Origin of the sequence: Pigmentiphaga aceris (genome assembly GCF_008119665.1) — a bacterium.
GTDB classification, from domain to species: domain Bacteria; phylum Pseudomonadota; class Gammaproteobacteria; order Burkholderiales; family Burkholderiaceae_B; genus Pigmentiphaga; species Pigmentiphaga aceris.
In genome coordinates, this window is record NZ_CP043046.1 from 429,382 (window position 1) to 455,530 (window position 26,149).

Annotated in this window: 22 protein-coding genes; 13 read left to right on the forward strand and 9 right to left on the reverse strand. The window is 61.9% G+C overall.

Annotation, left to right across the window (positions count from 1 at the left end; all coding sequences use genetic code 11):
* Window positions 1-14: 14 nt before the first annotated feature.
* Entirely contained in the window at window positions 15-959 is a 945-nt protein-coding gene (locus FXN63_RS01790) for a response regulator transcription factor (protein WP_148812285.1), read from the reverse strand.
* A complete protein-coding gene (locus FXN63_RS01795; RefSeq protein WP_148812287.1) occupies window positions 940-4,341 on the reverse strand; it encodes a hybrid sensor histidine kinase/response regulator in 3,402 nt (1,133 codons plus the stop codon). The genes FXN63_RS01790 and FXN63_RS01795 overlap by 20 nt, the downstream gene beginning before the upstream one ends.
* 285 nt (window positions 4,342-4,626) lie before the next feature.
* Between FXN63_RS01795 and urtA the strand changes: the two genes are divergently transcribed.
* The 10 genes from urtA (at window position 4,627) to FXN63_RS01845 (ending at window position 14,829) form a co-directional block, all read left to right on the forward strand.
* Window positions 4,627-5,826, forward strand: a complete 1,200-nt coding sequence (gene urtA, locus FXN63_RS01800; protein WP_246165145.1) for an urea ABC transporter substrate-binding protein — start codon at window positions 4,627-4,629, stop codon at window positions 5,824-5,826.
* A gap of 203 nt (window positions 5,827-6,029) precedes the next feature.
* Window positions 6,030-6,947, forward strand: coding sequence for an urea ABC transporter permease subunit UrtB (gene urtB, locus FXN63_RS01805; protein ID WP_148812289.1), 918 nt, complete (start codon window positions 6,030-6,032; stop codon window positions 6,945-6,947).
* On the forward strand, window positions 6,944-8,074 hold the full coding sequence (urtC, locus tag FXN63_RS01810) for an urea ABC transporter permease subunit UrtC (protein WP_148812291.1): 1,131 nt from the start codon (window positions 6,944-6,946) through the stop codon (window positions 8,072-8,074). The genes urtB and urtC overlap by 4 nt, the downstream gene beginning before the upstream one ends.
* Window positions 8,075-8,118: 44 nt before the next feature.
* The gene (gene urtD / locus FXN63_RS01815; protein ID WP_425468715.1) at window positions 8,119-8,889 is read left to right on the forward strand and encodes an urea ABC transporter ATP-binding protein UrtD; all 771 of its coding nucleotides are present in this window, start codon (window positions 8,119-8,121) and stop codon (window positions 8,887-8,889) included.
* Between the two features lie 173 nt (window positions 8,890-9,062).
* Window positions 9,063-9,755, forward strand: coding sequence for an urea ABC transporter ATP-binding subunit UrtE (urtE, locus tag FXN63_RS01820; RefSeq protein WP_148818823.1), 693 nt, complete (start codon window positions 9,063-9,065; stop codon window positions 9,753-9,755).
* Window positions 9,756-9,890: 135 nt separating this feature from the next.
* On the forward strand, window positions 9,891-11,120 hold the full coding sequence (fmdA, locus tag FXN63_RS01825) for a formamidase (RefSeq protein WP_148812295.1): 1,230 nt from the start codon (window positions 9,891-9,893) through the stop codon (window positions 11,118-11,120).
* A 69-nt stretch (window positions 11,121-11,189) separates the two neighbouring features.
* On the forward strand, window positions 11,190-11,534 hold the full coding sequence (locus FXN63_RS01830; protein ID WP_148812296.1) for an FmdB family zinc ribbon protein: 345 nt from the start codon (window positions 11,190-11,192) through the stop codon (window positions 11,532-11,534).
* Between the two features lie 150 nt (window positions 11,535-11,684).
* Window positions 11,685-12,044, forward strand: coding sequence for a hypothetical protein (locus FXN63_RS01835; RefSeq protein ID WP_148812298.1), 360 nt, complete (start codon window positions 11,685-11,687; stop codon window positions 12,042-12,044).
* A gap of 39 nt (window positions 12,045-12,083) precedes the next feature.
* Complete coding sequence (locus tag FXN63_RS01840; protein ID WP_222863989.1) at window positions 12,084-12,464, forward strand: hypothetical protein; 381 nt, start codon at window positions 12,084-12,086, stop codon at window positions 12,462-12,464.
* Between the two features lie 160 nt (window positions 12,465-12,624).
* Window positions 12,625-14,829 (forward strand): OsmC domain/YcaO domain-containing protein, encoded by a 2,205-nt coding sequence (locus FXN63_RS01845; RefSeq protein WP_148812300.1) that lies wholly within the window; start codon window positions 12,625-12,627, stop codon window positions 14,827-14,829.
* A gap of 75 nt (window positions 14,830-14,904) precedes the next feature.
* Here FXN63_RS01845 and FXN63_RS01850 read toward each other — a convergent pair whose 3' ends face one another.
* The 4 genes from FXN63_RS01850 to FXN63_RS01865 form a co-directional block, all read right to left on the reverse strand.
* Window positions 14,905-15,429 carry a helix-turn-helix transcriptional regulator gene (locus tag FXN63_RS01850; RefSeq protein ID WP_148812302.1) on the reverse strand — a complete coding sequence of 175 codons (525 nt, stop codon included), beginning with the start codon at window positions 15,427-15,429 and terminating at the stop codon, window positions 14,905-14,907.
* Window positions 15,430-15,431: 2 nt separating this feature from the next.
* Window positions 15,432-15,713, reverse strand: a complete 282-nt coding sequence (locus tag FXN63_RS01855) for a hypothetical protein (protein WP_148818827.1) — start codon at window positions 15,711-15,713, stop codon at window positions 15,432-15,434.
* A gap of 183 nt (window positions 15,714-15,896) precedes the next feature.
* Window positions 15,897-17,315, reverse strand: coding sequence for an MATE family efflux transporter (locus FXN63_RS01860; protein ID WP_148812304.1), 1,419 nt, complete (start codon window positions 17,313-17,315; stop codon window positions 15,897-15,899).
* Between the two features lie 134 nt (window positions 17,316-17,449).
* Entirely contained in the window at window positions 17,450-18,220 is a 771-nt protein-coding gene (locus tag FXN63_RS01865) for an EAL domain-containing protein (protein ID WP_148812306.1), read from the reverse strand.
* Between the two features lie 287 nt (window positions 18,221-18,507).
* Between FXN63_RS01865 and FXN63_RS01870 the strand changes: the two genes are divergently transcribed.
* Window positions 18,508-19,788 carry a DUF445 domain-containing protein gene (locus tag FXN63_RS01870; RefSeq protein ID WP_148812308.1) on the forward strand — a complete coding sequence of 427 codons (1,281 nt, stop codon included), beginning with the start codon at window positions 18,508-18,510 and terminating at the stop codon, window positions 19,786-19,788.
* 163 nt (window positions 19,789-19,951) lie between these two features.
* Here the strand turns inward: FXN63_RS01870 and FXN63_RS01875 are convergent, their stop codons facing one another.
* Both FXN63_RS01875 and FXN63_RS01880 read right to left on the reverse strand, forming a co-directional pair.
* Window positions 19,952-22,063 carry a 5'-nucleotidase C-terminal domain-containing protein gene (locus FXN63_RS01875; RefSeq protein WP_148812310.1) on the reverse strand — a complete coding sequence of 704 codons (2,112 nt, stop codon included), beginning with the start codon at window positions 22,061-22,063 and terminating at the stop codon, window positions 19,952-19,954.
* 112 nt (window positions 22,064-22,175) lie between these two features.
* A complete protein-coding gene (locus FXN63_RS01880; protein WP_148812312.1) occupies window positions 22,176-22,802 on the reverse strand; it encodes a DUF2239 family protein in 627 nt (208 codons plus the stop codon).
* A 280-nt stretch (window positions 22,803-23,082) separates the two neighbouring features.
* Here FXN63_RS01880 and FXN63_RS01885 point away from each other — a divergent pair, with 280 nt between their 5' ends.
* Window positions 23,083-24,063 carry an aldo/keto reductase gene (locus FXN63_RS01885; protein WP_148812314.1) on the forward strand — a complete coding sequence of 327 codons (981 nt, stop codon included), beginning with the start codon at window positions 23,083-23,085 and terminating at the stop codon, window positions 24,061-24,063.
* A gap of 143 nt (window positions 24,064-24,206) precedes the next feature.
* Window positions 24,207-24,854, forward strand: a complete 648-nt coding sequence (locus FXN63_RS01890; protein ID WP_425468641.1) for a YitT family protein — start codon at window positions 24,207-24,209, stop codon at window positions 24,852-24,854.
* Window positions 24,855-24,929: 75 nt separating this feature from the next.
* Here FXN63_RS01890 and ubiM read toward each other — a convergent pair whose 3' ends face one another.
* The gene (gene ubiM / locus FXN63_RS01895) at window positions 24,930-26,114 is read right to left on the reverse strand and encodes a 5-demethoxyubiquinol-8 5-hydroxylase UbiM (RefSeq protein WP_148812318.1); all 1,185 of its coding nucleotides are present in this window, start codon (window positions 26,112-26,114) and stop codon (window positions 24,930-24,932) included.
* Window positions 26,115-26,149 lie beyond the last annotated feature (35 nt).

Here is a 26,149-nt window from a genome sequence, read left to right on the forward strand (position 1 = left end):
CATATCGCAGCGCCTCACGTGGCATGCATCTGCGTCAGCGCCAGCGACGTTGCTGCTGCCCGTGTCTCCACGCCCAGCTTCACGAAAATGTGTTCCAGGTGTTTGTTCACCGTGCGCGGGCTCATGCCCAGAATGTCGCTGATATCGCGGTTGGTCTTGCCCTTGATGACCCACTGCAACACGTCCAGCTCGCGGGTCGTAAGCGAATAGGTAGCGGCCAGTGTCACGCTGGGGTCGGCGGGCAGCAGACGTTCTTCCAGCAGCAACACATATTCGGCGGCCTTGCGTGATGCGGTGAGTCGCAGCGTCAGTTGATGGCGTCCGTGGGTCGCCTCGAATACCGGTGCTTCACCCGTCAGCCCGCCGCCCAACCCGCCTGGACGCCGCAGACAATCGGCCACCCACGCATGCACCGATGGCGGCAAACCGGACATGGCTTCATCCCCGCCGAAGTAGTGGCTCAACCAGTAACGCGCCTTGCCGGTGCGCCACACGGCGCGGCCTGCGTCGTCCAGCACCACCACCGCGTTGGCCACGGCATCGATGGCGTCCATCGCAACCGACATCATGCGTGCGGTGCGCAGGTGTGCTTCCAGCCGGGCCAGCACCACGTCGGTTTCGATGGGCTTGGTCACGTAGTCCACCCCGCCCGCCTGGAAGCCGCGCACCACGTCGCTGGGGTCGGTCAGGCCGGTCATGAAGACCACCGGCACGTGGCTGCCCAGCCGGTGTGCTTTCAGGCGGCGGCAGGTCTCGAAGCCGTCCATGCCGGGCATGACCGCGTCCATCAGCACAATGTCGGGCACCACGTAATCCAGCCGTTCGATGGCCGATGCGCCGTCGATGGCGACCACCACCATGTAGCCCGCCTGGTCCAGCGCGTCGGACAACATCTTCAGGTTGTCGGGCACGTCGTCGACCAGCATGACGAGCTTGCTGTCAGTGCGCACGGGAACCATGCCGCTGCATCTCCTGTTTCAGGAAGTTCTGATATTCGGACAGCCGGAACTCGCGCGCCATGTCCAGCAAGACGTCCAGCAGCGGGCCGTTGTGCGGGGCCGTTGCGCGGATCTCTTCGATCTTGCACAGAATGCCTTTCACGTAGCCCATGGCCCCCAGTTCAAGCAGGGCCTCGGCATCGGCACGGCTCAGGCTCAGGTGACGCACGTCGGCGGGTTGCGGGCGCGGCGGTGCGGCCTCGGCGGGGGCCACGGTCCAGCGCAGGCCCATGTGCTGGCCGATCTTGCCCAGCAAGTCGTCCATCATCACCGGCTTGGTGACGAAGTCGGTGTGACCGGCCAGGCGCACATCGCGGGCTGCCTCGTAGGCATTGGCCGACACCATGATGATGGGCAACTGCACCCCCCGCTCGCGCAGCGCGGCACAGGTTTCCCAACCGGTCATGCCGGGCATGGACACGTCCATCAGCAACACATCGGGCAGGGTCGTGGTGTCCATGCGTTGCAGGCATTCGGTGCCGCTTGCGGCTTCAGACACCTCAAAGCCCAGCGGCACCAGCATGTCACGCAGCAAACCGCGTTGCGCGGCGTGGTCATCCACCACCAGCACCCGCCGCCGTTCGCCTTCATAACCGTTGATCACGCCGTGGGCGGGCAGGCCGCTGCGCGGGGCGCGCATCTCGGGCAGGAAGAGCTTCAGTGTGAACACGCTGCCACGGCCGACTTCGCTGCGTACAGTCAGCTCGCCACCCATGATGTGGGTCAGCATCTGGCAGATGGTCAGGCCCAGGCCAGTACCGGTGTCGGCCTGATCGGTGGCGGCCCAGCTGCGCTCGAAAGCCAGGAAGATGCGGTCGAGATCGCCAGGGGGAATGCCCGGGCCGCTGTCTTCGATCTCGAACTGCGCCATGTCGCTGGCATAGCGCACCCGGAACGAGATGAAACCGGTTGCGGTGAACTTCACCGCATTGCCCAGCAGGTTGATCAGAATCTGGCGCAGGCGCTTTTCGTCGATCTGCACCACGGCGGGCAGTTTGGCGTCTGCGTGGTAATCGAATTGCAGGCCGCGTGCCGCCATCTGTGGCTGGAACATCTTGATGATCTGGTCCAGAAACGGCCCCAGATGCGTCTCGACAGGTTCCAGCCGGAACTTGCCCGCTTCGATGCGCGAAATATCCAGCAGGCCGTCGATCAGGCCAATCAAATGGCGTCCGCTGCGGTGTATGACATCCACCGCTTCGCGCCGGGCCGGTGGCACCCCCGGGTCGCGTTGCAGAATCTGCGCGTATCCCAGAATGCCGTTCAGCGGTGCCCGCAGTTCGTGACTCATGCCGGTCATGAAACGGCTCTTGGCCAGGTTGGCGGATTCCGCCACTTCCCGGGCCTTTTCCAGCTTGGCATCGGTCTGGCTGTGGGCTTCGATTTCGCGCAGCAGCAGGTGGGTCTGGCGGTCCGACTCTTCCTGCGCCACCAGGCGGCTTTCGTTGGTCAGCACCAGCCACCAGGCAGCCACGCCGCCGGCCAATAACAAGGTGGCGAATATCTTGATGAAGGCGCTTCGCAAGGGCGCGATGTCGGCCCCGGTGTGGGCGTAGGCAACGGCTTCCTGGTAGTAGAACAGACCCAGAATGGCCGCGAACAGCGTGCCCAGCATGGTGACCAGAATCAGGTAGTGCGCCAGCCGCGTGTGAAACAGCGGTGTGACGGGCGCAGGCAGGCAGCGCGCCAACGCGGTGCTGATCTGTTCGCCCAGCCTGGAGTTGGTCTTGCAGCGGTCCTGGCAACGGGCGTCCAGCGTGCAGCACAAGGAACAGATCGCGCCGCCGTAAGCCGGGCATTGCGCCATGTCGGCGCGTTCGAACGCATTGACGCAGATCACACAGGCCACAGTGTGCCCGTCGCCTTTGCCTACCGCTTCAACAGGCCGCGCCAGGTTGTAGCGGCCCTTGGTCAGCACGGCGATCAATGGGGCCACGGCAAACGCCGTCAGCAGCGCCAGAAAGGGTGATAAGGCCTGCGCGTGTTCCCCGAACATGCCACCGAATGCTGCCAGCGACACCACGAAGGAAATCAGCATGCTGCCGACGCCCACCGGGTTGATGTCGTACAGATACGCGCGCCGGAATTCGATGCCGGGCGGGCTCAGGCCCAGCGGTTTGTTCACCACCAGATCCGCCACCAGCGCACCTATCCAAGCAATGGCAATGTGCGAAAACACCGCCAGCACGTGTTCCAGCGCATCGAACACGCCAAGCTCCATCAGCACGATGGCAATCAGCACGTTGAACACCAGCCACACCACGCGCCCCGGGTGGCTGTGCGTGACCCGGGCAAAAAAGTTTGACCACGCCAGCGACCCGGCATAGGCGTTGGTGACGTTGATCTTCACCTGCGCCACGATCACGAACAGCGTCATCGCGGCCAATGCCCAGCGTGGGTCGTCGAACACGTAGCGGTAGGCCAGCAAATACATCTGCGTGGGGTCCACCGCTTTGTCAGCACCGATGCCGTGCTTCACCACCAGGTAGGCCAGGAACGCACCGCCCAGCATCTTGGCCGCACCCGGCACGATCCAGCCCGGCCCCGCGCAGATCACCGCTGCCCACCAGCGCTTGCGGTTGGCGATGGTCTTCTCGGGCATGAAACGCAGGAAGTCGACCTGTTCACCGATCTGCGTGATCAGTGCCGATGCCACCGCCGCCGCCGCCCCGAACATCAGCAGACTGAAGCCGACGCCATTGCCGGCGGTGCCCGCAAAGGACATCAATTCCTTCAGCGCATTCGGGTCCTGATACAGCACCGCCGCATACGGAATCACCAGCAAGATCAACCACACGGGCTGTGTCCAGGTCTGCAGGCGGCTGATCAACGTGATGCCGTAGGTCACCAGTGGAATGATGCACAGCGCGCACAATAAATAGCCCAGCGATAGCGGCAGTCCGGTGGACAGCTGTATCGCCAGCGCCATGATGGCCGCTTCCAGCGCAAAGAAGATGAAGGTGAACGACGCGTAGATCAGCGAGGTAATGGTCGAGCCGATGTAGCCAAAGCCCGCGCCGCGCGTGAGCAGGTCCATGTCCAGCCCGTACTTGGCGGCGTAGTACGCAATCGGCAAGCCGGTCAGGAAGATCAGCAGCGACACCGCGACGATGGCCCAGAAGGCGTTCACGAACCCGTAGTTCAGTGCCAGTGCACCGCCAATGGCTTCCAGCGCCAGGAACGACACCGCCCCCATCGCGGTGTTGGCCACGCGGAATTCAGACCACTTGCGAAACGCGTGTGGGGTGAAGCGCAGGGCGTAGTCCTCAAGCGTTTCGTCGGCGACCCAGCTGTTGTAGTCGCGGCGGATCTTGATGATGCGTTGGGTCGCATTGGCGTCCACGGGGCAAGCTCCGGTCGGGTCGGAATGCGTCGATGGGGTAAGTAAGGGCAGCCTAGTTTGTACCGTGCCAGCCTGCCGGGCCGCATACGTCGATCGACGTATGTTGCACTGCGCAAACGATCCCTAGTATGGCAGCGATCCCCCGGAAATGTGCATGCATCCGGTCCCATCGTTGTCATCTGCAAGGAGCGTTTGATGTCTCGCAAAGCACCGTTTGCCGCCGATTTTCCCGCAGCATCTGTCGACGCCCCGTCGTCTCCCGCCCGCCGCCGCGCCGCGATGACGATGGCCGCCGTGCCCATGATCGCCGCCATGCCCGGACTGGTGCGCGCCCAGACGCCGGCCACCGCCACGGTGAACACCACCAAGCTGGCGATTACCGATACCGAAGTCACGGTCGGGCAACTGCACTCGGCCACCGGCACCATGGCCATTTCCGAGACGGGTTCGATCCAGGCAGAACAACTGGCCATCGACCAGATCAACGCGATGGGCGGCGTGCTCGGCCGCAAGATCAAGGTGATTCAGGAAGACGGTGCCTCGGACTGGCCGACCTTCGCCGAAAAGGCCCGCAAGCTGCTGGTGAGCGACCGCGTGGCGACGGTCTTCGGCTGCTGGACCTCGGCCTCGCGCAAGGCCGTGCTGCCGGTGTTCGAAAAAGAAAACGGCCTGCTGTACTACCCCACCTTCTACGAAGGCCTGGAGCAGTCGAAGAACGTGTTCTACACGGGCCAGGAAGCCACGCAGCAGATTCTGTCCGGGCTGGATTGGATTCAGAAAGAAAAGAAGGCCCAGACCTTCTTCCTGATCGGGTCCGACTACATCTGGCCGCGCACCTCGAACAAGATCGCCCGCAAGCACATCGAGAACGTGCTGAAAGGCAAGGTGGTGGGCGAGGAATACTACCCGCTGGGCCACACGCAATTCGGTTCGCTCATCAACAAGATCAAGCTGAACAAGCCCGATGTCGTCTACGCGATCATCGTGGGCGGCAGCAACGTGTCCTTCTACAAGCAACTGAAAGCAGCCGGCATCACCGCCGACAAGCAGACGGTGCTGACCATCTCGGTGACCGAGGACGAGCTGCTGGGCATCGGCGGCGAGAACTGCGAAGGCTTCTTCTCGTGCATGAAGTATTTCCAAAGCCTGGACAACCCCAACAACAAGAAATTCGTCGAAGCCTTCAAGGCCAAGTACGGCCCGAAATCCGTCATCGGCGACGTGACCCAGGCGGCTTATCTCGGCCCGTGGTTGTGGAAGATGGCGGTGGAAAAGGCCGGCAGTTTCGACGTGGACAAGGTGGTCGCTGCATCGCCAGGGCTTGAGCTGAAGACCGCGCCGGAAGGCTACGTGAAGGTCGATGCCAACCATCACCTGTGGTCCAAGACCCGCGTCGGCAAGATCCGCCGCGACGGCCAGTTCGATGTCGTCTACGAGACGGCGGAACTCATCAAACCCGATCCCTTCCCCAAGGGTTACCAGTAAGCAGGCGGCACGTCGCGGGTGGCAGATGCCACCGTGATGTGCGTTGCGCCTGCAAGCGTTCCCGCCATGTCTGCAAACCCGCCCAAGGCCTTGTGCCGCGGGCGTGTGCGGTGGCGTTGCGCAGTGGTTGATTCTCGGCCCGGCCACATGCCGGCCGCAGCACAGCCGGCCTTGGGCTGGCAGCAATATTCGAGAGGCCAGCGATGGATTTCTTGTCGGAGTTCGGTGCGATCCTGATGATGCAGGGCTTCAATGGTTTGTCGGTCTTCAGCGTGCTGCTGTTGATGGCGCTGGGCCTGGCCCTGATCTTCGGCCAGATGGGCGTGATCAACATGGCCCACGGGGAATTCCTGGCCGTGGGAGCCTACGCCACCTACCTGGTGTCGGCCACGGTGCAGACCTATCTGCCGGCTTTCATGCCGCACTACTTTTTCTTCGCGATGGCATTGGCGTTTGCCGTGACCTTCGTGCTGGGCTGGCTCACCGAGTGGCTGATGATTCGTCACCTGTACAAGCGCCCTTTGGACACTCTGCTGGCTACCTGGGGCCTGTCGCTGGTGATGCAGCAATCGCTGCGTTCCATCTTCGGCCCGCGTGAAGTCAGCCCCACCATGCCCGACTGGTTGATGGGCTCTTGGCAGCCCACCGATGGCGTCGACATTCCCATCAATGGGCTCTTCGTGATGAGCATCACGCTGATCCTGACGGTGGGCCTGCTGGTTGCCTTGTTCCGATCCGGCTGGGGCCTGCATGTGCGCGCCACGGTGCAGAACCGCAGCATGAGCGGCGCGGTGGGCATCGATACCAAACGCGTGGACCGCGTGACCTTTGCGCTGGGTTGCGGCATTGCAGGCATTGCAGGTTCTGCGTTCACCACCATCAGTGCCACTGGCCCCACCAGTGGATCGCTGTACATCGTGGACACCTTCCTGACGGTGGTGTTCGGCGGCGCAAGCAGCCTGCTGGGCACGATTGCCTCGGCCTTCCTGATTGCCCAGACGCAGTCGGTGTCGGAATTCTTCATGACGGGGTCGATGGCCAAGGTGCTGACGCTGTCGGCCATCGTGCTGATTCTGATGCTGCGCCCGCAGGGGCTGTTCTCGATCAAGGTGCGCAAATGAATCCCTTTTATCGCAACGTGCTGGGTGGTCGCGAGGGTGCCATCGGCATCGCCATCCTGGCAGCCCTGGTCTTCATCGTGTTCCCGCTGACGCTGGATGTGTTCCGGCTCAACCTGGTGGGCAAGTATCTGTCCTACGCCTTCGTCGCCATCGGACTGGTGATGTGCTGGGGATACGGCGGCATTCTGAGCCTGGGGCAGGGCGTGTTCTTCGGCATCGGCGGCTACTGCATGGCGATGTTCCTGAAGCTGGAAGCGTCCACGCCAGAAGCCACCAAGATTCAGTCCACACCCGGCATTCCCGACTTCATGGACTGGAACCAGCTCACGGAATTGCCCTGGTTGTGGGTGCCGTTCAAAAGCTTCCTGTTCACGATGCTGGCCGTGCCACTGATCCCCGCGCTGCTGGCCTTCATCATCGGCGTGGCGATGTTCAAGCGCCGCGTGGGTGACGTGTATTTCGCCATCGTCACGCAAGCGATTGCGCTGATCCTGTCGGTGCTGATCATTGGCCAGCAAGGGCTGACGGGCGGCGTGAACGGCATCACCGATCTGAAGACCTTGCTGGGCTGGGACATCCGCACCGACTCGGCGCGTTTCACGCTGTATTTCGTCAACGCTGCGCTGCTGTTCGGCTGCGTATTGCTCGGTCGATTCCTGCTGTCGTCCAAGCTGGGCAAGCTGCTGCTGGCCATGCGCGACAAGGAAGAGCGCGTGCGGTTTTCCGGCTACGACGTGGCCAGCTTCAAGGTGTTTGTGTTCTGCCTGGCGGCCATGTTCTCGGCGATTGGCGGGGCCATGTTCACGCTGCAAGTGGGCTTCATGTCGCCGTCGTTTGTGGGCATCGTGCCCTCTATCGAGATGATTATCTACGCCGCCGTGGGCGGGCGCTTGTCTCTGCTGGGGGCCATTTACGGCACGCTGCTGGTCAACTTCGGCAAGAGCTATTTCTCCGAGACCTTCCCGCAGTTGTGGTTGTTCCTGATGGGTGGACTGTTCATCTCGGTCGTGATGGCCTTCCCCAACGGCCTGGCAGGTTTGTACGTCAGCCATGTGCGACCGCGTCTGTTCAGAAAGCGTGTCGCGGCTGATGCCGCAGTGGCTTCCGACGACAAGGTGACCGCATGACGCCGCCGAACAGCACGCCCAACAGCACACCCAACAGCACGGCCATCGGCGGTACGCCGATTGGCGCAGGCAAGCGTCCCACGGAATTCACGTTGTACATCGAAGACCTGACCGTGAAATTCGGCGGCTTCACGGCGGTGGACAAGCTCAACCTGTACGTGGACCGCAACGAGTTGCGGGTGGTGATCGGCCCCAATGGCGCAGGCAAGACCACGCTGCTGGACCTGATCTGCGGCCGCACCAAGGCCACGTCCGGCAGCATCCGCTTCAAGGACATTGAACTCACCGGCATGAGCGAGCACCGCATCGTGCGCGCAGGCGTCGGCCGCAAGTTCCAGACGCCGTCCATCTACGAGAGCCTGTCGGTGCGCGAGAACCTGGAAGTGTCCTTCCCGCGCGGGCGCTCGGTATTCGGGGCGATTGCGTTTCGCCGCACCCGCGATGTGGTCGAACGGGTAGAGCAAGTCGCTGAAGACATCTTCCTGTCCGAGATGCTCGACCGATCTGCCGAACTGCTGTCGCACGGCCAGAAACAGTGGCTGGAGATCGGCATGCTGCTGATGCAGGAACCCGAACTGATGATGCTCGACGAGCCGGTGGCCGGCATGAGCGTGTCGGAACGCGAGAAGACGGCGGAATTGCTGAACCGCATCAGCCGCAACCGTTCGGTGATCGTGATCGAGCACGACATGGAATTCGTGAAACACATCGCGCACAAGGTCACCGTGCTGCACCAGGGCAAGGTGCTGGCCGAAGGACCGATGGACAAGGTGCAGGCCGATCCACGCGTGGTTGAAGTCTATCTGGGGCATTGAGATGACGATTGATCGAGTCACTGAATGGGGCGTGGTTTGCATCGCGGATCGCATCCTTGCCGACGCCAGCGCGTTACCTGACGCGCAGCCCGCCATTGCTGTCATCCACGGAGCCGCACATGAGTGAAGTCGACGTGCTGGAACGACCAGCAGTTGCTGCCACCCGTCCCGAGTTGTTGAAGGTGTCCGGCCTCGTGTCCGGCTACGGCCAGAGCGAAGTCATCCACGGCATCGATCTCAGCGTTGGCCAGGGCGAGATCGTGGCCATCATGGGCCGCAACGGCATGGGCAAGACATCCTTGTTCAAGACGCTGATGGGCATTCTGCCTACCACCCACGGACAGGTCCGCGTGGCCGATACCGACCTGACAAAGCTGGACAGCTTCCAGCGTGTGCGTGCAGGCATTGCCTACGTACCGCAGGGCCGCATGATTTTCCCGACGCTTACCGTCGAAGAAAACATCCGCACCGGCCTGCGCCACAACGCGATGCGCGCGCCGATTCCTGCCGAGATATATGCCCTGTTCCCCGTGCTGTTCGACATGCGCAAAAGGCGCGGCGGCGATCTGTCCGGGGGCCAGCAGCAACAGTTGGCGATCGCCCGCGCCTTGGTCACCGAGCCGCGTGTGCTGATGCTGGATGAACCCACGGAAGGCATCCAGCCCTCGATCATCAAAGACATCGCCCGCGCACTGCTGGAGATCCGCCAGATGAAGAACCTGGCCATCGTCGTGTCGGAACAAGTGCTGAGTTTCACCATGCAGATCGCCGACCGCCTGATCGTGATCGACCGGGGCAGATTCGTGCACGAAGACCTGCGCGCCAACGTCGATGAACAGACCATCAATCGTTATCTGTCGGTGTAGTCGCGACAGGTATTTGCAGGTGTTGCGCTGACCAGGCTGGCGCGCTGGCCGCATACCGATTCGTCGCTGAACACCGATTACTGAAAGGCCATCACGGACGCCCATCACGGCGCCTTCCACCCCAGGAGACCTGTCATGCCCAAGACCCTGATCGACGTTGATCTGGCGCAATCGCCCTACGACAACCCGATGATTCACAACCGCTGGCACCCGGACATCCCGATGGCCGTCTGGGTCAAACCCGGTGACGACTTCGTGCTGGAAACCTACGACTGGACGGGCGGCGCGATCAAGAACGACGACAGCGCCGACGACGTGCGCGACGTGGACCTGTCCACCGTCCATTTCTTGAGTGGCCCGGTGGGCGTGGAAGGCGCAGAACCCGGCGACCTGCTGGTGGTGGATCTGCTCGACATCGGTGCCAAAGACGACAGCCTGTGGGGCTTCAACGGCTTCTTCTCGAAGAAGAACGGCGGCGGTTTCCTGACCGAACACTTCCCGCTGGCGCAGAAATCCATCTGGGACTTCCACGGCATCTACACCAGCTCCCGTCACATCCCCGGCGTGAAATTTGCGGGCCTGATCCACCCCGGCCTGATTGGCTGCCTGCCCGACCAAGCCTTGCTGGATACCTGGAACAAACGCGAAATCGACTTCATCGCGACTGAACCCGACCGTGTGCCGCCGCTGGCCAATGCCCCGTTCGCCCCCACCGCTCACATGGGCAAAATGACCGGCGAAGCCCGCGACAAAGCCGCTGCCGAAGGTGCCCGCACCGTGCCCCCGCGCGAACACGGCGGCAACTGCGACATCAAGGATTTGTCACGCGGATCGAAGGTGTTCTTCCCCGTGTACGTGGACGGCGCGGGCCTGTCGGTAGGCGACCTGCACTTCTCGCAAGGCGACGGCGAAATCACCTTCTGCGGTGCCATCGAGATGGCCGGCTGGGTACACATGAAGGTCAGCCTGATCAAAGGCGGCATGGCCAAATACGGCATCAAGAACCCGGTGTTTCAGCCAAGCCCCCTGGTACCGAATTACAAGGACTACCTGATCTTCGAAGGCATCTCGGTCGACGAGCAGGGCAAGCAGCACTACCTGGACGTACACGTCGCCTACCGCCAGGCATGCCTGAACGCCATCGAATACCTGAAGAAATTCGGCTACAGCGGCGCGCAGGCGTACTCCATTCTGGGCAGCGCGCCGGTGCAAGGGCACATCAGCGGCGTAGTCGATATTCCGAACGCATGCGCCACCTTGTGGCTGCCAACGGAGATATTTGAGTTCGACATCAAACCCAATGCGTCCGGGCCGATCCAGCACATCAAGGGCGACATCCAGATGCCCTTGTCGCAGGACCGTTGATGCCCTGACTGGATCTCTGGCCGGGGCGCGGTCGCGCCCTGGTCCGCTCGCTTTCAAAGGACTGTCGTCATGCCCCTGTACGAATACCGCTGCGCCGATTGCGGCGACTTTGCCGCCATGCGTTCGATGGCGCGTTATCAGGAACCGGCAGCGTGCCCGGCCTGCGGAGCGTCCTCGCCCCGCGTGCTGATCAGCGCGCCGGCCTTGGCGTCGATGTCAGGCGTGCTGCGCAAGTCGATCGAGGTGAACGAACGCAGTGCACATGCGCCGCGCAGCAGCAGCGGTGGGCATGGGATGAGTTGTTCGTGCTGCAAGGGCGGTTCAAAAGCAGGTGCCTTGCCCAGCCGGACGGTGAAGGGTGCGGATGGCAGCAAGCGCTTCCCGTCGGCCAGGCCGTGGATGATCAGTCATTGATGGCCACGTAGGCGGAAAGCCGCCCGCTTGGGGTACCGGGGTATCAGAATTGGCCGACCCATCGCATGCGCGATGGGTCGGCCGGTGTTTTTGGGGATCGGCCTTTAGTTTGTGAGAAGCTGTGCACGCTTCCTACTTTCCGAGCGAGCAATGGCCAAAAAAACACCCGAGCAAAAAGCCGAAGAAGCGCTTCGTTACGACGCGGCCCGGACCGCGTCCACCAAGGAAGAACTGGAGCCTTTCCTGACCGACCCCAACCAGGCCATCCGCGTGGTCGCATCCATGAACTGGGCAGCAGACGCCGAGATGCTGGATCGCTTTGCGGAGGACAAGTTCTGGGGCGTGCGCATTCAGATCGTGGGTCATCCCAATATCAGCCAAGCCACGCTGCGCAAGCTGCTGGAGGCGAACACGCGCAAACGCGGTGTGGTGCACCACGCGGCGCGTGAAAAGCTGGAAGCACTCGGTGTAGTGTTTGGGGATGACGGCATGCCACTGGACGCAGCGTAGCGCGCAATCAACGCGTTATGTTGGTGGTAGACAGCAGAGATGAAAATGGTATTGGTCAGTGAAATATTGTCCCGAATGAATGACGGCGTTTTCTTGGAAAACGTGTTTTCTCGGGACGCAGATTGGGATGCTGCGCTGGATGCCAGAGACGCGCCTGATTTCGATACGGCGTGGTGCATGAGCGACGAGAAAGTCAGCGCCTCATGCCCGCCGGAAAGCAATACGGTCAACGCAATTCGGGAATCGGCATTCAAGCGGGTTTATGCAATAACCCAGTCGGCTGATCTCGCAGGGTATGTGTCGGACGATATGGGGCTGATTGCCTTGGCGTTCGACAATCAGCTGGAAATTGAATTCGTTGACGGGCTATGGGAGACGTATTCGCAGGGAAAATTTCCAGGTGGCGTCGTGCAGGACTGAGCTTGGGGCGGAAGGCCTGGCCGCAGCCCCGTCTGAGCATCTTGCAAGCAGCCCGCATGCCCCGCACCGGTGATGCCGCTCGCCCAGTGCGGCGCGGCGTCCATTCTGGAAAAAGCGGATAATAGTGGCTAAATTTTGAGCACTATTCTGGAATTCTGCGATGGAAATCAAGGTCAACTTTCTCGACAAGCTTCGCCTCGAAGCCAAGTTCGATGACTTCACGGTAATTGCCGACCAGCCCATCCGTTACAAGGGCGATGGTTCTGCCCCGGGCCCATTCGACTATTTCCTGGCGTCGTCGGCTTTGTGCGCGGCGTACTTCGTGAAGTTGTACTGCGTGAACCGCGATATTCCAACTGAAAATATCCGCCTGTCGCAGAACAATATCGTTGATCCGGAAAACCGATATCAGCAGATATTCAAAATCCAGGTTGAATTGCCTGGCGATATTTCCGCCAAAGACCGCGAAGGTATCCTGCGTTCCATCGACCGTTGCACGGTCAAAAAGGTGGTGCAGGCTGGCCCGGAATTCGTGATCGAAGAAGTCGAGAATCTGGATGCCGACGCGCAGGCTTTGCTGACGCTGAACCCGGATGCCAACGCCAAGACTTTCATCCCCGGCAAGGACCTGCCGCTTGAGCAGACCATCGCCAACATGTCGGCCATGTTGGCCGACCTGGGCATCAAGATTGAAATCGCGTCTTGGCGCAATCTGGTGCCGAACGTCTGGTCGCTGCATATCCGCGATGCGCATTCGCCCATGTGCTTCACCAACGGCAAGGGCTCTACCAAGGAAAGCGCCTTGGCGTCGGCCTTGGGCGAATACATCGAGCGGATCAACGCCAATCACTTCTACGCCGGCAGCTTCTGGGGCGAAGATATTGCGAATGCAGAATTCGTCCACTACCCGGACGAGCGTTGGTTCAAGCCGGGCCGGAAGGACGCGCTGCCGAAAGAAATTCTGGATGAATACACCCGCGAGATTTACGACCCCGAAGGTGAACTGCGCGCGTCGCACCTGATCGACACCAATTCCGGCAATGCTGCGCGCGGCATCTGCTCGCTGCCGTATGTGCGTCAGTCGGATGGCGAAACGGTTTACTTCCCGTCCAACCTGATCGAGAACCTGTACGTCAGCAACGGCATGAGCGCAGGCAATACGCTGGCCGAAGCGCAGGTGCAGTGCTTGTCGGAAATTTTTGAGCGCGCGGTCAAACGGGAAATCCTGGAAGGCGAAATCGCGCTGCCCGACGTGCCGCAAGACGTGCTGGCGAAGTACCCCGGCATTGTGGCGGGCATCAAGGCGCTGGAAGAGCAGGGCTTCCCGGTGCTGGTGAAGGATGCATCGCTGGGCGGCCAGTACCCCGTGATGTGCGTGACCTTGATGAACCCGCGCACGGGCGGCGTGTTCGCGTCCTTCGGCGCGCACCCCAGCCTGGAAGTGGCGCTGGAACGCAGCCTGACCGAACTGCTGCAAGGCCGCAGCTTCGAAGGTCTGAACGATCTTCCCCGGCCCACGTTTGCCAGCGATGTGGTGACGGACGAGAACAACTTCGTTGAACACTTCATCGATTCCAGCGGCATCGTGTCCTGGCGCTTCTTCAGCGCCCGCGCCGACCACGAATTCGTGGAATGGGACTTCACCAGCAAAGGCGACAACGCCAACGCCGAAGAAGCCGCAACGCTCTTCGGTATTCTGGAAGGGATGGGCAAAGAGGTGTACGTGGCCGTCTACGAACACCTGGGTGCCACCGCTTGCCGGATTCTGGTGCCGGGCTATTCCGAGGTCTACCCGGTCGAAGACTTGGTCTGGGACAACACCAACAAGGCACTGCTGTTCCGCACCGATGTATTGAACCTGCATCGCCTGGACGACGACGCACTGGCAGCCTTGCTGGATCGTCTGGAAAACAATGAGCTGGACGACTACCTGGACATCGCCACCCTGATCGGCATCGAGTTCGACGAGAACACCGACTGGGGCCAGCTGACGGTGCTGGAACTGCGCCTGCTGATCAACCTGGCCTTGAAGCAGTTCGATGCCGCGCAGGAGCTGGTCGAGGCCTTCCTGCAATACAACGACAACACGGTGGAGCGCGGCTTGTTCTATCAAGCCATGAGCGCCGCGCTGGAAGTCCTGCTGGACGACGAGCTGGAGATGGACGACTACGTCACCAACTTCCGCCGCATGTTCGGCAACCCGCGCATGGATGCGGTGCTGGGTTCACTGGACGGCAGCGTGCGCTTCTTCGGCCTGACCCCCACCAGCATGAAGCTGGAAGGTCTGGACCGCCACGCGCGTCTGATCGACAGCTACAAGAAATTGCACGTGGCGCGCGCGAAGACAGCGGCTGTTGTCGGCTGAGTTTGCAGGATCAGATCGCTGATCTTCAGCAACGATAAGAGCAGCGGATTAAAAGTCCGTTGCTCTTATCCACACTCACGCTACCAAAGCCCGAATTTCGCGCTGCACCTTCGGTGCCATCTGACGCGCTTCCTTGGCCAAGTTGATCTGCATGGTGGTGGCAGCAATCTCCACGATGGCAGGCGTCAGCAGATAGCCTCCCTTTGCCTGTAGCCACGACAACACATCGGCCAAATGCCATACCGCCGAGCTGCCTTCGTGCACCGGTGCAGGAAAGCTTGTCGCATGCGTGACCATCAATTTGCGCATGTTCTGACGCGACACGCCGACGATCTCTGCCACGTCCGTCAGTCCGACAAAGTCGGGTGACGCTTCAATCAACTTCGCAGATGGCACCGCGCGTCTAATGTCTGCCAGCGCACTGAGCAACGCGTCTTTGGCAGTTTGCGCATCACGCGCAAAGTCCAACGCAATGCGTCCAGGCTGGCCTATGCCGATAAGCGCGTCGTCACAGCCCTCGGCACCCAGCCGTTCCACGATCTCATCTGGATTGCAGTCTTGAGGCGACAACTGATATTTGAGCGTGAAGGTGTATTCCACGGTTATTCCTTGGACAGGCCATCGCCTGCAAGCTGACGCTGCAGTTTGTGAGCCGCACAGTTATCCACCACGCGCCTTATCGATCTGGCGTGGTTGCCCGGATTTTTCGGGGTGCTCCAGATACAGGCAATGCAAAACTCACCGCAGCGGCATTCTTCGTCGTTATAGGGGCAATACAGCTTGCCCCAAGCATGGGAACCACCGATCTGGACGCGCCAGCCGTGGGTTTCCGCATGCTTGATCGCGGCTTCGACCTCTTTCTTGGGATGGGTAGGCCTGACCATGCTTTGCAAATCAGTGCTTAGAGTAGAAATAAGGCGATCTGGTTGTCAAGTGACAACTTGTCGTGTGCTGGCGTGGCGCTCTCGAACGCCGTGTGCAGCACCTTAAGTCCATCTTGCAAAACCAGGCACCCGGTTTGATCCCTTTTTATCCAGGTCAGATTGCCCGTCGACCAACCGCCGTTTTCACCGCGCCCCTTCCTCCACCATCGCGTGATCCGCGATCTTCGCAATCTGGTGGTCATCCTCCGTCAGCCGTTTCGTCTTCCAGCTTCCCCGCGCAAACCAGCACACCGACACCAGCGCCACCACCACGTTGGTGATCGGGAACGACCACCACAGGCCATCTGCGCCCAGCGTGGTGTGCTTGGCCAGCACGTAGGCCAGCGGGAACTGGATCATCCACTGCGACACCATGGCAATGACCATGGCCATCAGCATGTTGCCGGACGCGCGGAACGCGGAAACGATGCACAGCTGCACACCGATGCCGCCCCAGGCCAGGCACATGATGCGCAGGAAATGCGCGCCTTCGCGGATGACGTCGGCGTCGTCGGGGATGAAGAAGGCGATCAGGGTCGGGGCCAGCAACCAGGCGATTGCGCCCATCAAACTAAGCAGCAGGAAGCCTACGACTGCACCCAGGCTGGCTGCTTTTGCGGCACGTTCGACCTGGCCTGCGCCAATGTTCTGGCCGACCAAGGTGGACACGGCCATCGACAGGCCCATGACCGGGACGGTGACGATCTGCAGAATGTTCGAGCCCACGCCGTAGGCGGCGATGGTCAAGGTGCCGAAGCTGGCCACCAGGAAGGACATGATCATCAGTCCCAGTGCCCGCGTGGACAGCTCCAGTGAGCCGGGGATACCCAGGAAGAACGCGCGGCGCAGGTAGGTTGGGTCGGGCATGAACCCGCGCCAGGTCAGCTGGATGCCGTGTCGGCCGCGCAGGAAGATGACGATGCCGGCGACAGCGGCCAGTGCCTGGGTGATCAGGGTGGCGAAGGCCGCACCCATGACGCCGAAGCCGGGGATTGGTCCCCAGCCGAAGATGAATAGCGGGTCGAGCACGAAGTTCAGCAGCACGGTGGCGGCCACGATGATGAGCGGCACGCGGGTCTGGCCCACGCCGCGCATCAGCGCCTGGAACATGGCGTAGGTGAAGACGAAGATCACGCCCACGAAGGACACGCGCATGAAGCCCAGTGCGTTGGTGTAGACCTCGGGGGCCACGCCCAGCAAGGACAGCAGGTAAGGGGCCAGCACATAGCCCAGCGCACCCAGCAATACGGAGGTCACGACCACCATCAGCATGGTCTGCGCGGCGACGTGGTTCACCATGTCTTGCCGGCCTGCGCCCATGTATTGGGACGACAAGGTGGCACCTGCCATGGCCAGGCCGGAGCCAAGGGCGATCACCAGGAAGGTGACGGGGAAGCTGACGGAAATGGCGGCGACGGCCGATGCGCCCAGGCGGCCGACCCAGAAGGCATCGGTCAACTGATACCCGGTCTGCAGGATGTTGGCCAGAATGATGGGTACGGCCAAGTGCAGCAAGGCGCGGGGGATCGATCCGGTCAGGATGACCGACTGAGGTTTATCCATGGTGTATTACCTTGACTGTCTGCCGGGCGAACACAGTCGTGTCCCCGCACGTGTGTCATCGAACATGTGTCCCCGAACATGTGTCCCCGAACATGTGCCGCCGCACGCACGTCACCGTCTTCATGCCGCTGCATTCACGCCAACGGCAATTCGCCGATCATGGGCCGCGCAAAGTAATACCCCTGCTGATAACGCACGCCCAGCGATGTCATGCAGGCCGATTCTTCCGCCGTTTCTACCCCCTCGGCAATCGTTGTGATGCCAAGGCGTCGGCAGATCAGCACCACGCCACTGACAATGGCCTGTTGCACCGGGCGCTGGTCGATGTCGCGGGTGAATTCCATGTCCAGTTTGATGACGTGCGGCTGGAAGCGAGCCAGCAGCGTCAAGCCGGCATAGCCCGCACCGAAGTCATCGATGGCGGTGATCAGCCCCTGGCGGCGATATTCCGCAAAGATCGACATCAGGTGGGCCGGGTTGCGCACCTGTTCGCCTTCGGTCACTTCGAACATCAGTCTGCCGTGATCCAGCTCGGCCCGTTTCGCGGCCTGCATGGTGGCGCGAATACAGGTCTCGGCGCGGTAGACCGCATTGGGCAGGAAGTTGATGCTCAGACGGCAATTCGGCAACGAACTCAAGCCAAGCTCGGCGGCCTGGTCGATGGCGCGCACGCGGCACGCCTGGTCGAAGCGGTAACGGTTGGTGTCGTTGACTTGTCCCAGGATGCTGGCAGCAGACTCGCCTGCCAGCCCACGTACCAGGGCCTCGTACGCAAACGGGCGGCCGGTTTCGACGTCCACAATGGGCTGAAACGCCATGGTGAAGTCGAAAGGCAACTGCGACGGGTCGCGGCATCCGTCGCAGGAAAGCGGCTGGAAGGGCTGATCGAAGATGGTGGTTGGCATGTCAAGGATTCCGGCGTCGCGACGAGGGTTCGAGCTGCTGCGTGGGTAAGGGTCGACGTCTTGGCGCGCTGACAGTATGACGTGTGCGCGCGGGCCAGGGCGCAAGTCCCATGCCGAGGTGCCTGATCTGTTGGCTTTTCGAAAAAAATGGGTGCTCTGCATCTACGTTCGCACGCGCGTTTCGGATGTGGGAAGCGTGTACATCGCGTCGCACCTGCTGCACTTTCAATCAGCATGGCGCGGAATAATCCCGGCACAATTGGCTATCGCTTGACCGAGTGCCGCCCATGCCCCCCACCACGCCGTCTGCCATTGACTACGATGACACCCGCCGTCGCGCGCTGCGTCGCATGCAGGTGATCGCCACTGGCTTGTTGATTGCGGTGGCGCTGTTGTACGTGCTGGCGGTGTCGCTACGTGCGCATCATGGGGCGTGGGACTACGTGGCCGCGTTTGCGGAAGCCGCCATGATCGGTGCCTTGGCTGACTGGTTCGCGGTGGTGGCTTTGTTCCGGCATCCCTTGGGCATGCGTTTCATTCCGCACACGGCAATCATTCCGAAGAACAAGAACCGTATTGCCGACAACCTGGGCCAGTTCGTGCAGGGTGAATTCTTTGCCACCGAGCGGGTGTTGAAGGCCCTGCGCGACCTGCATCCGGGCCGGCGACTGGCCATTTTGTTGTCGACCCCCTCGCAGGCCGATCGGCTGGCATCTGCCGCGCTCCAGATGGCGGGGTACGCCCTGACGGCGCTCAACGAGAAAGCCGTGCAGCGCTGGCTGCAGAACGTGGCGGGTGATCTGGTGCGGCGGCTGGACCTGGCCACGCTGATCGGCGAGGTGCTGGACCTGCTGACCCGCAACGGCCGTCATCAGGAATTGCTGGACCGCCTGCTGGCGCGTGCTGCCGCTTTCCTGAACGAGCCGGAAGTGCGCGAGAACATCGAGGCGCGCGCGCAGGAACACATTCCGCTGTATTTCCAGACACTGAAAAAGTACGGTGCCGAGAAGGTGGTGTCGCGGGTGTTGGAAGTGGTGGCCTCCATCCTGACCGAGATCGACAAAGACCCCGCGCACCCGCTGCGTGCCACGCTGGACGAAGGCTTGGCGAAGATGGTGGAACGGCTGCGCGCCGATGACAGCCTGCGTGAGCAGGTCGAGCAGTGGAAAGCCGGTCTGGCTACCGACCCTGCCGTGGCGCGTTATCTGGCGCGGGTCTGGGCCGACCTGCGCGAGTGGATGGGCAAGGCGGCACAAGACCCGAGCACCGTACCGCATGTGTCAGTGGTGATTCAGCGTGTGGGCCGTGCGCTGGCGGCAGATGATCGTATGAAAGCCTGGATCGACGATGAACTTGCCACGCATGTGCCCGGCCTGTTGGACAGCCTGCGCCCGCGTCTGGCGCGCTTCATTGCCGAGAAGGTGCGGGAATGGAACGAATCCGAGATCGTCGAAAAACTTGAACTGAATATTGGTCGTGATCTGCAGTTCATCCGCATCAACGGCACGCTGGTGGGTGGCGGGGTGGGCTTGCTGCTGCATGCGGTGACGCAGTGGCTGACGGGTTGAAGCACATAGGCAGCACGCAAAGAACCGGCACATGAAAAACGGCACCCGCATTTCTGCTGGTGCCGTTTTTTTATGCATCGCTGCATCATCGCGCGGGAATTTCCCAAGTGGATCGAGTTAAAGATCTACCCCGGCATTCATCCCGCGCAATGATCCTTCACACTCACTTGCTCAGATCCACCCGATAGCTCGACAACTGCGTCACCGGGTCCTTGTCCGTGCTTTGTACCGACACGTTGTCCACGCCATGCGCCACCGCCATCGGCAGGCTGTCGGGCACCGATCGGAACACCACCGGGCCGGCCGTCGTCACCTTGGCAAAGCGCCAGCTGCGGTCCAGACCGAAGCGCGGCAGGTCCAGATCCTTGGCCTGCTTGATGTACGCAATCAGCACATCGCGGCTGGCGTCAGGTGCCTGCAACACGATGTCGCCCTTGCCACCGACCAGTCCCGGGAAGTTGCCGCCACCGCTTGCACGGTAGTTGTTGGTGACCACCAGGAATTGCTGGGTCAGATCGAGCGCCCGGCCTTGATAAGTCAGCGTGGTGATGCGCGAACCAATCGGCTTGGTGATGTCGATTTCATACTTCAGCGCGTTGTTCTCGGCGTACAGCACGTCGAAGTTGAAGGTCGGGAACACCGTGTCGATCAGGTCTTGCGAAGCGGTTGTCGCCGGGTTGATCTGCTTGAACTGCTCGGCCGATTTTTCCAGCCACTGGCGCACGATGTCACCGCTGACACGCACGACTTGCAGCGTGTTCGGGTACAGGTACAGGTCGGCAGCGTTGTTGATCGCCACATCACCTTGTTTCACGTAGGTGAAGTCGCCCGGGCCATTGCGGCCACCCTTGAACGGGGCGGCGGCCGACAGAATCGGCAGGTTCGCGTAGGTCGGGTTGTTCTTGGCGATGAAGGTCTTCAGGTAGTCGATCTGCGCCATGTTGACGATCTGCAGCGCAGACACGTCACCGGCCAGTGCGAAGTAGGTCGACAGATCGAAACTTGCACGACCGATGGGCGTTTTCACATAGGCAATGGTGGCTTCGTGCGCCGACTGCACCAGCTGTTGCAAGGATGTCTGCGGTGCCACGTAGGTAGCCGGCGTCGTGCCTTGTGCGGCGGTCAGCAGGCTGGTGGCGCGCGACACGGCGGTTGCATCTTTGCGGATCTTCCAGCCGCCTTGGTAGCTCAGCGCCAGCTTGACGATGCCCAGGTTGTTGCCCCACTGGCCCGGCTGCACGGCGGGTACGCCGTTGATGGTGCCCTTGACCGGATCGACGCCAGGCTGACCACGGAAGGTAGACGTGGCGCTGGTGTCGGGGAACAGCAAGTGTTGGTGGCCGGTCAGGATCACGTCGATACCCGGCACTTCGCTCAGGTAACCCGATCCGTTTTCCATCAGCGGGGTGTACGGCGTATTCATGTCGATGCCGCCGTGCGCAAGCGCCACCACAATGTCGGCGCCTGCTGCCTTGATGGCGGGTACGTAACGTTGAGCGGTTTCCTTCCAGCCCGTGACTTCCACGTGGCCGTCCAGGTTGGCCTTGTCCCACTGCATGATGGGCGGCGGCGCAAAGCCGATCACACCGACCTTGAACTTGACCTCGATGGCCTTGCCGCTGGCATCTTTGCCCTGGAAGGTCTTTTCAACGATGCGCCAGGGTTGGAAGATCGGGTTCTTGCTGGCGGCCGACACCACGTTGGCCGACACGAACGGGAAGCGCGGCGCTGCGCAGGTCTTGGCCTGCGTCGGGTTGGTCTGCGCGGTGCCCTTGGTGATGCCTGCCAGGCCGAAATCAGTATTGGTGATCTGCGACAGGTAGGGCAGGCCGTAGTTGAATTCGTGGTTGCCCATGGTGCCGGCGTCATAGCCCAGCGTGTCCATCTGGCGGTAGATCGCGGGCATCTCGGAACACGACGTGGGTGCGATCAGCGCCTGGTAGTCCGACAGGGCCGTGCCTTGAATCGTGTCACCGTTGTCGAACAGCAAGGTGTTCTGATTCTGCTGGCGTGCCGTGGCGATCAGCGTGGCGGTGCGGTCCAGCCCGTAGCTCTTGTCTTCGGCCAGCTTGTAGTAGTCGTAGCCAACGACATTGGCGTGCAGGTCGGTGGTTTCCAGCACGGCTACATCGAGCGTGGCACCTTCCAAGGTAGCGGGGGGCGCGGGCGGCGTGACGGGTTGATCGTCATCGCCATCGCCGCCGCAAGCGGAAAGCGTGGCCAACAGCAGGGTGGCGGCCGTGACGGCCAGGGTTCGGTGGGTGCGTCGTGTCACAGGGACCTCCAGAGAGAGGCCGCATTGTCTGCACCCGACATGACCTGCCGGTGACACGGAATGCGCGAAAAGGTTCCGCGCAGTGGCTCGATCCGCCGCTACCCTTGCTGCATCAGGCTGCTGGCGATTCTGTCACCGGTTTTGACAAAGCCGGTTCCGCCAGCCAGCGCGCGTGTTGTCGCACATCGCTGGGCCAGTCCTCGGTCAAGGTGTCGAAGCCCGTTGCGTCGCTGGCGTACAAGGCGCGCAGCGCATCTTCAAAACGCGGTCGGTTGCCGGCCATCGTGGTCATGAAGTGGCAGGCCGCATCTTGTGCCTGACGGATGGCGTCGCGTGCAGCATTGGTCTGGCGGGCCGCGTCGACCAGCTTGCGCAGCGTGACTGACGCACCGCCCGGTTGTTCGGCCAGCCAGGCCCAGTGGCGTGGCAACAATGTGATCTCGCGGGCGACCACACCCAGCTTGGGGCGGCCCGGGCCGCGCGGTGCAGCGGGGGCCGGCGCGGGGGCTTCGGGTACAGGTGCGGGTTGTGGATGGCTGAGTGCCAGCCGCGCCACGATGTCGTCGGGCGAGCCGCGCAGATCCAGATCGATCTGTTCGCCAGTGGTGTTGTCGAAGATCAGGATGCCGGTCTCGCCGCTGGTGAGGGCAGCACCGACATGCAGCGCAACATCGGACAGAGAACCGTGCGCAATGCGTCGGTCGTCGGCGAATGCGCTGTGGGTAGGCAAGGTAGTCATGGCGCGCCCCTTGATGGCGATGAACGCCCATGATGCGGTACGTTTTTCAGCAATGCAATATGACCCGGATTCAACATGACGAGCGGCAGGTGTACCCGTCGTTTGGCAGCCTATTCGTGGCGATTTTGCTGACTGACAGCACGTTCCGGACCTGGGGTCATCCCCCACTCTGTACCGTGGCGGTACTGAAAATTCTTGCCGCGTCACACCGCGCTGTTACGCTTGACTGACCATCGAATTCGTTGCGGTTTTGCCGCACACAGCCTTCCGGACACGCACCATGGAATACCGTTACGTCGGCACCAGCGGCCTGAGAGTTTCTGAACTCTGTCTGGGCACCATGAACTTTGGCCGCGAAGCCAATCGCGACGCAGCGCGCGAGATCGTCGCGGCGGCGCTGGACGGTGGCATCAATTTTTTCGACACGGCCAACTCCTATACCGCAGGTGAGTCCGAGCGGCTGATTGGCGACATCTTGCGCGAGCGTCGGCACGATGTGGTGCTGGCCACCAAGTTCGGCAACCGCGTGGGGCCTGGTCCCAACGATGGCGGCGCGTCGCGGGCGCATATTCTGCGCGCGGTCGAAGACAGTCTGCGACGGCTGCAGACCGATTACCTGGACGTGTACTACGTGCATCACGTAGACCCGCGTACCCCTGCCGAAGAAACCTTGTCTGCCCTGGACACCCTGGTACGTGACGGCAAGGTGCGTTACCTGGGGGCCAGCAATTTCGAGGCGTGGCGGCTGCTTGAGTCGATCTGGGTCAGCCAGGTGAATCACCTGAGCCGTTACGTGATCTACCAGCCGCAATACAGCCTGCTGGTGCGCGATGTGGAAGAAGAAATCCTGCCGGTGTGCCAGATGAAGGGGCTGGGTGTCGTGCCTTGGTCCCCGCTGGCTGGTGGCGTGTTGTCGGGCAAATATCACGGTATCGATGGTGTGGTGCCGGGTACCCGCCAGGCCGATGACCGGTTCGGGCGCGGCGCGAACTACCTGACTCCCGAGCGTGACCAGATCGTTGCCGCGCTGATGGATCTGGCCGGCGAACTGGGTCATTCGCCCGCGCCAATCGCGTTGCGCTGGCTGCTGGACAATCCGCTGGTACCCAGCGTGATCATCGGCGCGCGCACCGCAGATCAGGTGCGCGCCAATCTGCATGCAGTGGGGTGGCGCTTGCCGGCCACGGCGCGTCGCACCTTGAGCGACCTGTCGCGTCCCGCACCACGGTATCCGCGCGATTTCGAGGCTGGGCGTACCTAGGTGATGCAGGGGAAGCAGGCGGATGCTTGTCGGGAAGGCGGGTTTGTTGTTCTACTGTCAGCTTGCTAAGGGTTTTCCCGCGCAAATCGTGCCCTGATGTGTTCCACTTTGGCGTCCCCATGACGCGCTACCGGAAACTCCCCTTGACCTCTTCTGCCTCTGCCGCCGCCCCCTTGCAGGCCGGGCGTCGCGCCCCGTCGATCAGCCACAGCCGTCGTGAAGACCTGTTTGCCATCGTCATCGGCACGCTGTTCGTGTCCTTCGGCATCACCTTGTACGGCCAGGCCGGACTGGTCACGGGCAGCACGGCAGGCATGGCCTTCCTGCTGCACTACGCCACGGGGCTGCCGTTCGGGGTGGGATTCTTCCTGATCAACCTGCCGTTCTACGCGTTTGCGGTGATACGCATGGGTTGGAATTTTGCGCTGCGTACCTTCTGCTCGGTGGCGCTGGTGTCGGCGTTTTCCTTGGTGCATCCGAAGTTTGTGCAGTTCAACGGTGCTGAGCCTTTCTACACCGCCATCTTCGGGGGCCTGCTGATCGGCACGGGTTCGATCGTGCTGTTCCGCCATCGTGCCAGCCTGGGCGGCGTGAACATCGTGGCGCTGTATGTGCAGGACAAGTTCGGTTTCCCCGCCGGCAAGCTGCAGATGTGCGTGGACATCTGCGTGGTGTTTGCGGCGCTGTTCGTGGTAAGCCCAATGGCGATACTGGCATCGATCATCGGTGCCGTGGCGCTGAATCTGGTGATCGCGATGAACCACAAGCCGGGTCGCTACATGGGGATTTGAGTGGGGCAGGGCGTGTGATGGTCTTGTTGGCGAGGCTGCTCAACAGCCGCCTGCCATCGCACACAGCCACTGAACTCAACGCCCGCCGCTTGTCACCGTATGGCTCAACTGCGCCGCCAGCGCGCGCTTGAACGGTGCCAAGCGATCCGCCACCTGCAATGCCGCCGCGCGCAACAGACGCGCCGGTGGGCTGTCATCGGTATACAGCGAGGCCACCAGATTGGTCGCCAAGTACAGCGGATGCGTGGCCAGGCGATGGCCGCGTTCATAACGTTTCAGCAAACCGGGGTCGGCAATGTCGGCTCCCAGTCGAACCGCATTCAGCAGCGCATCGGCCAGGCGTTGCTGGCTTTGCAGCCCGAAGTTGAAACCGTGCGCGGTCACCGGGTGCATGCCTACTGCCGCATCCCCAATCAGCGCGGCGCGTGGCCCCACCATGCGCTGGGCGTAGGTGCCCACCAGCGGATACACATGCCGGGTGCCGGCCACCTTCATGCCACCTAACCGGCCCTGGAAACGACGCTGAATCTCGCGCTCGAAATCGCCGTCTTCCAATTGCATGACCTGCTGCATGTCACGCGGCGGCAGCGTCAACACCACTGACGACCGATTGCCGTTCAGCGGCAGCAACGCCAGCGTCTGACCGTAGTCGAACCATTCCCACGCTGTGTGTTCATGCGGCAGCTCGTGTGCCATGCGGCACACCATCATGCTTTTGCCGAAGTCGCGCATCTGCGCGCCGATGCCCAGCATGCGGCGGGTTTCCGAAAAACGGCTGTCGGCAGCGATGATCAGGCGGGCATCCACACGTTCGCCATCGGACAAGGCCAACGTGACGCCACTGTTCTCCACACGCAGCGAAGACAGGCCCACGCCCGTGCGAAGCGCAACGCCGGGCTGGTCCTGGATGGCGGCGTAGGCCGCGCGGCGGATCAAATGATTCGGCACCAGCGCGCCCAGGGTGGGATCGCTGCCCACCGGCACGATCTTCATGCCCGGCAGATTGGAACCGTTCATCACCTGCGCATGGCGCAGCGGTGAAATCTCGTCGGCGTCGATGCGTTGCCAGATGCCCAGACGGGCCAGAATGTCTTGCGACGCGTGGGTGAGCGCAATCTCGCGGCCGTCGAAGGCCGGGTCGGCAATCGCGTCATGCGGCTGCTTGTCGATCAACAACAGCGACAGACCGCTGTTCGCCAGCGAGCGGGCCAGGCACAAGCCGGTCGGGCCGGCACCGACAATGGCGACATCCACGTTCATGCGCAATTCCTCCGAGTCAATCGGAGGAGTCTACC

Excerpts from the sequence above, each read along its gene's own strand:
- FXN63_RS01835 (WP_148812298.1), top strand. The coding sequence starts at position 11,685 with ATGGCCAAAAAAACACCCGAGCAAAAAGCCGAAGAAGCGCTTCGTTAC.
- FXN63_RS01880 (WP_148812312.1), bottom strand. The coding sequence starts at position 22,802 with ATGACTACCTTGCCTACCCACAGCGCATTCGCCGACGACCGACGCATT.
- urtA (WP_246165145.1), top strand. The coding sequence starts at position 4,627 with ATGGCCGCCGTGCCCATGATCGCCGCCATGCCCGGACTGGTGCGCGCC.
- FXN63_RS01830 (WP_148812296.1), top strand. The coding sequence starts at position 11,190 with ATGCCCCTGTACGAATACCGCTGCGCCGATTGCGGCGACTTTGCCGCC.
- FXN63_RS01845 (WP_148812300.1), top strand. The coding sequence starts at position 12,625 with ATGGAAATCAAGGTCAACTTTCTCGACAAGCTTCGCCTCGAAGCCAAG.
- FXN63_RS01865 (WP_148812306.1), bottom strand. The coding sequence starts at position 18,220 with ATGCCAACCACCATCTTCGATCAGCCCTTCCAGCCGCTTTCCTGCGAC.
- fmdA (WP_148812295.1), top strand. The coding sequence starts at position 9,891 with ATGCCCAAGACCCTGATCGACGTTGATCTGGCGCAATCGCCCTACGAC.
- FXN63_RS01860 (WP_148812304.1), bottom strand. The coding sequence starts at position 17,315 with ATGGATAAACCTCAGTCGGTCATCCTGACCGGATCGATCCCCCGCGCC.
- urtC (WP_148812291.1), top strand. The coding sequence starts at position 6,944 with ATGAATCCCTTTTATCGCAACGTGCTGGGTGGTCGCGAGGGTGCCATC.
- FXN63_RS01885 (WP_148812314.1), top strand. The coding sequence starts at position 23,083 with ATGGAATACCGTTACGTCGGCACCAGCGGCCTGAGAGTTTCTGAACTC.
- urtB (WP_148812289.1), top strand. The coding sequence starts at position 6,030 with ATGGATTTCTTGTCGGAGTTCGGTGCGATCCTGATGATGCAGGGCTTC.
- FXN63_RS01870 (WP_148812308.1), top strand. The coding sequence starts at position 18,508 with ATGCCCCCCACCACGCCGTCTGCCATTGACTACGATGACACCCGCCGT.
- FXN63_RS01855 (WP_148818827.1), bottom strand. The coding sequence starts at position 15,713 with ATGGTCAGGCCTACCCATCCCAAGAAAGAGGTCGAAGCCGCGATCAAG.
- ubiM (WP_148812318.1), bottom strand. The coding sequence starts at position 26,114 with ATGAACGTGGATGTCGCCATTGTCGGTGCCGGCCCGACCGGCTTGTGC.
- FXN63_RS01840 (WP_222863989.1), top strand. The coding sequence starts at position 12,084 with ATGAAAATGGTATTGGTCAGTGAAATATTGTCCCGAATGAATGACGGC.
- FXN63_RS01790 (WP_148812285.1), bottom strand. The coding sequence starts at position 959 with ATGGTTCCCGTGCGCACTGACAGCAAGCTCGTCATGCTGGTCGACGAC.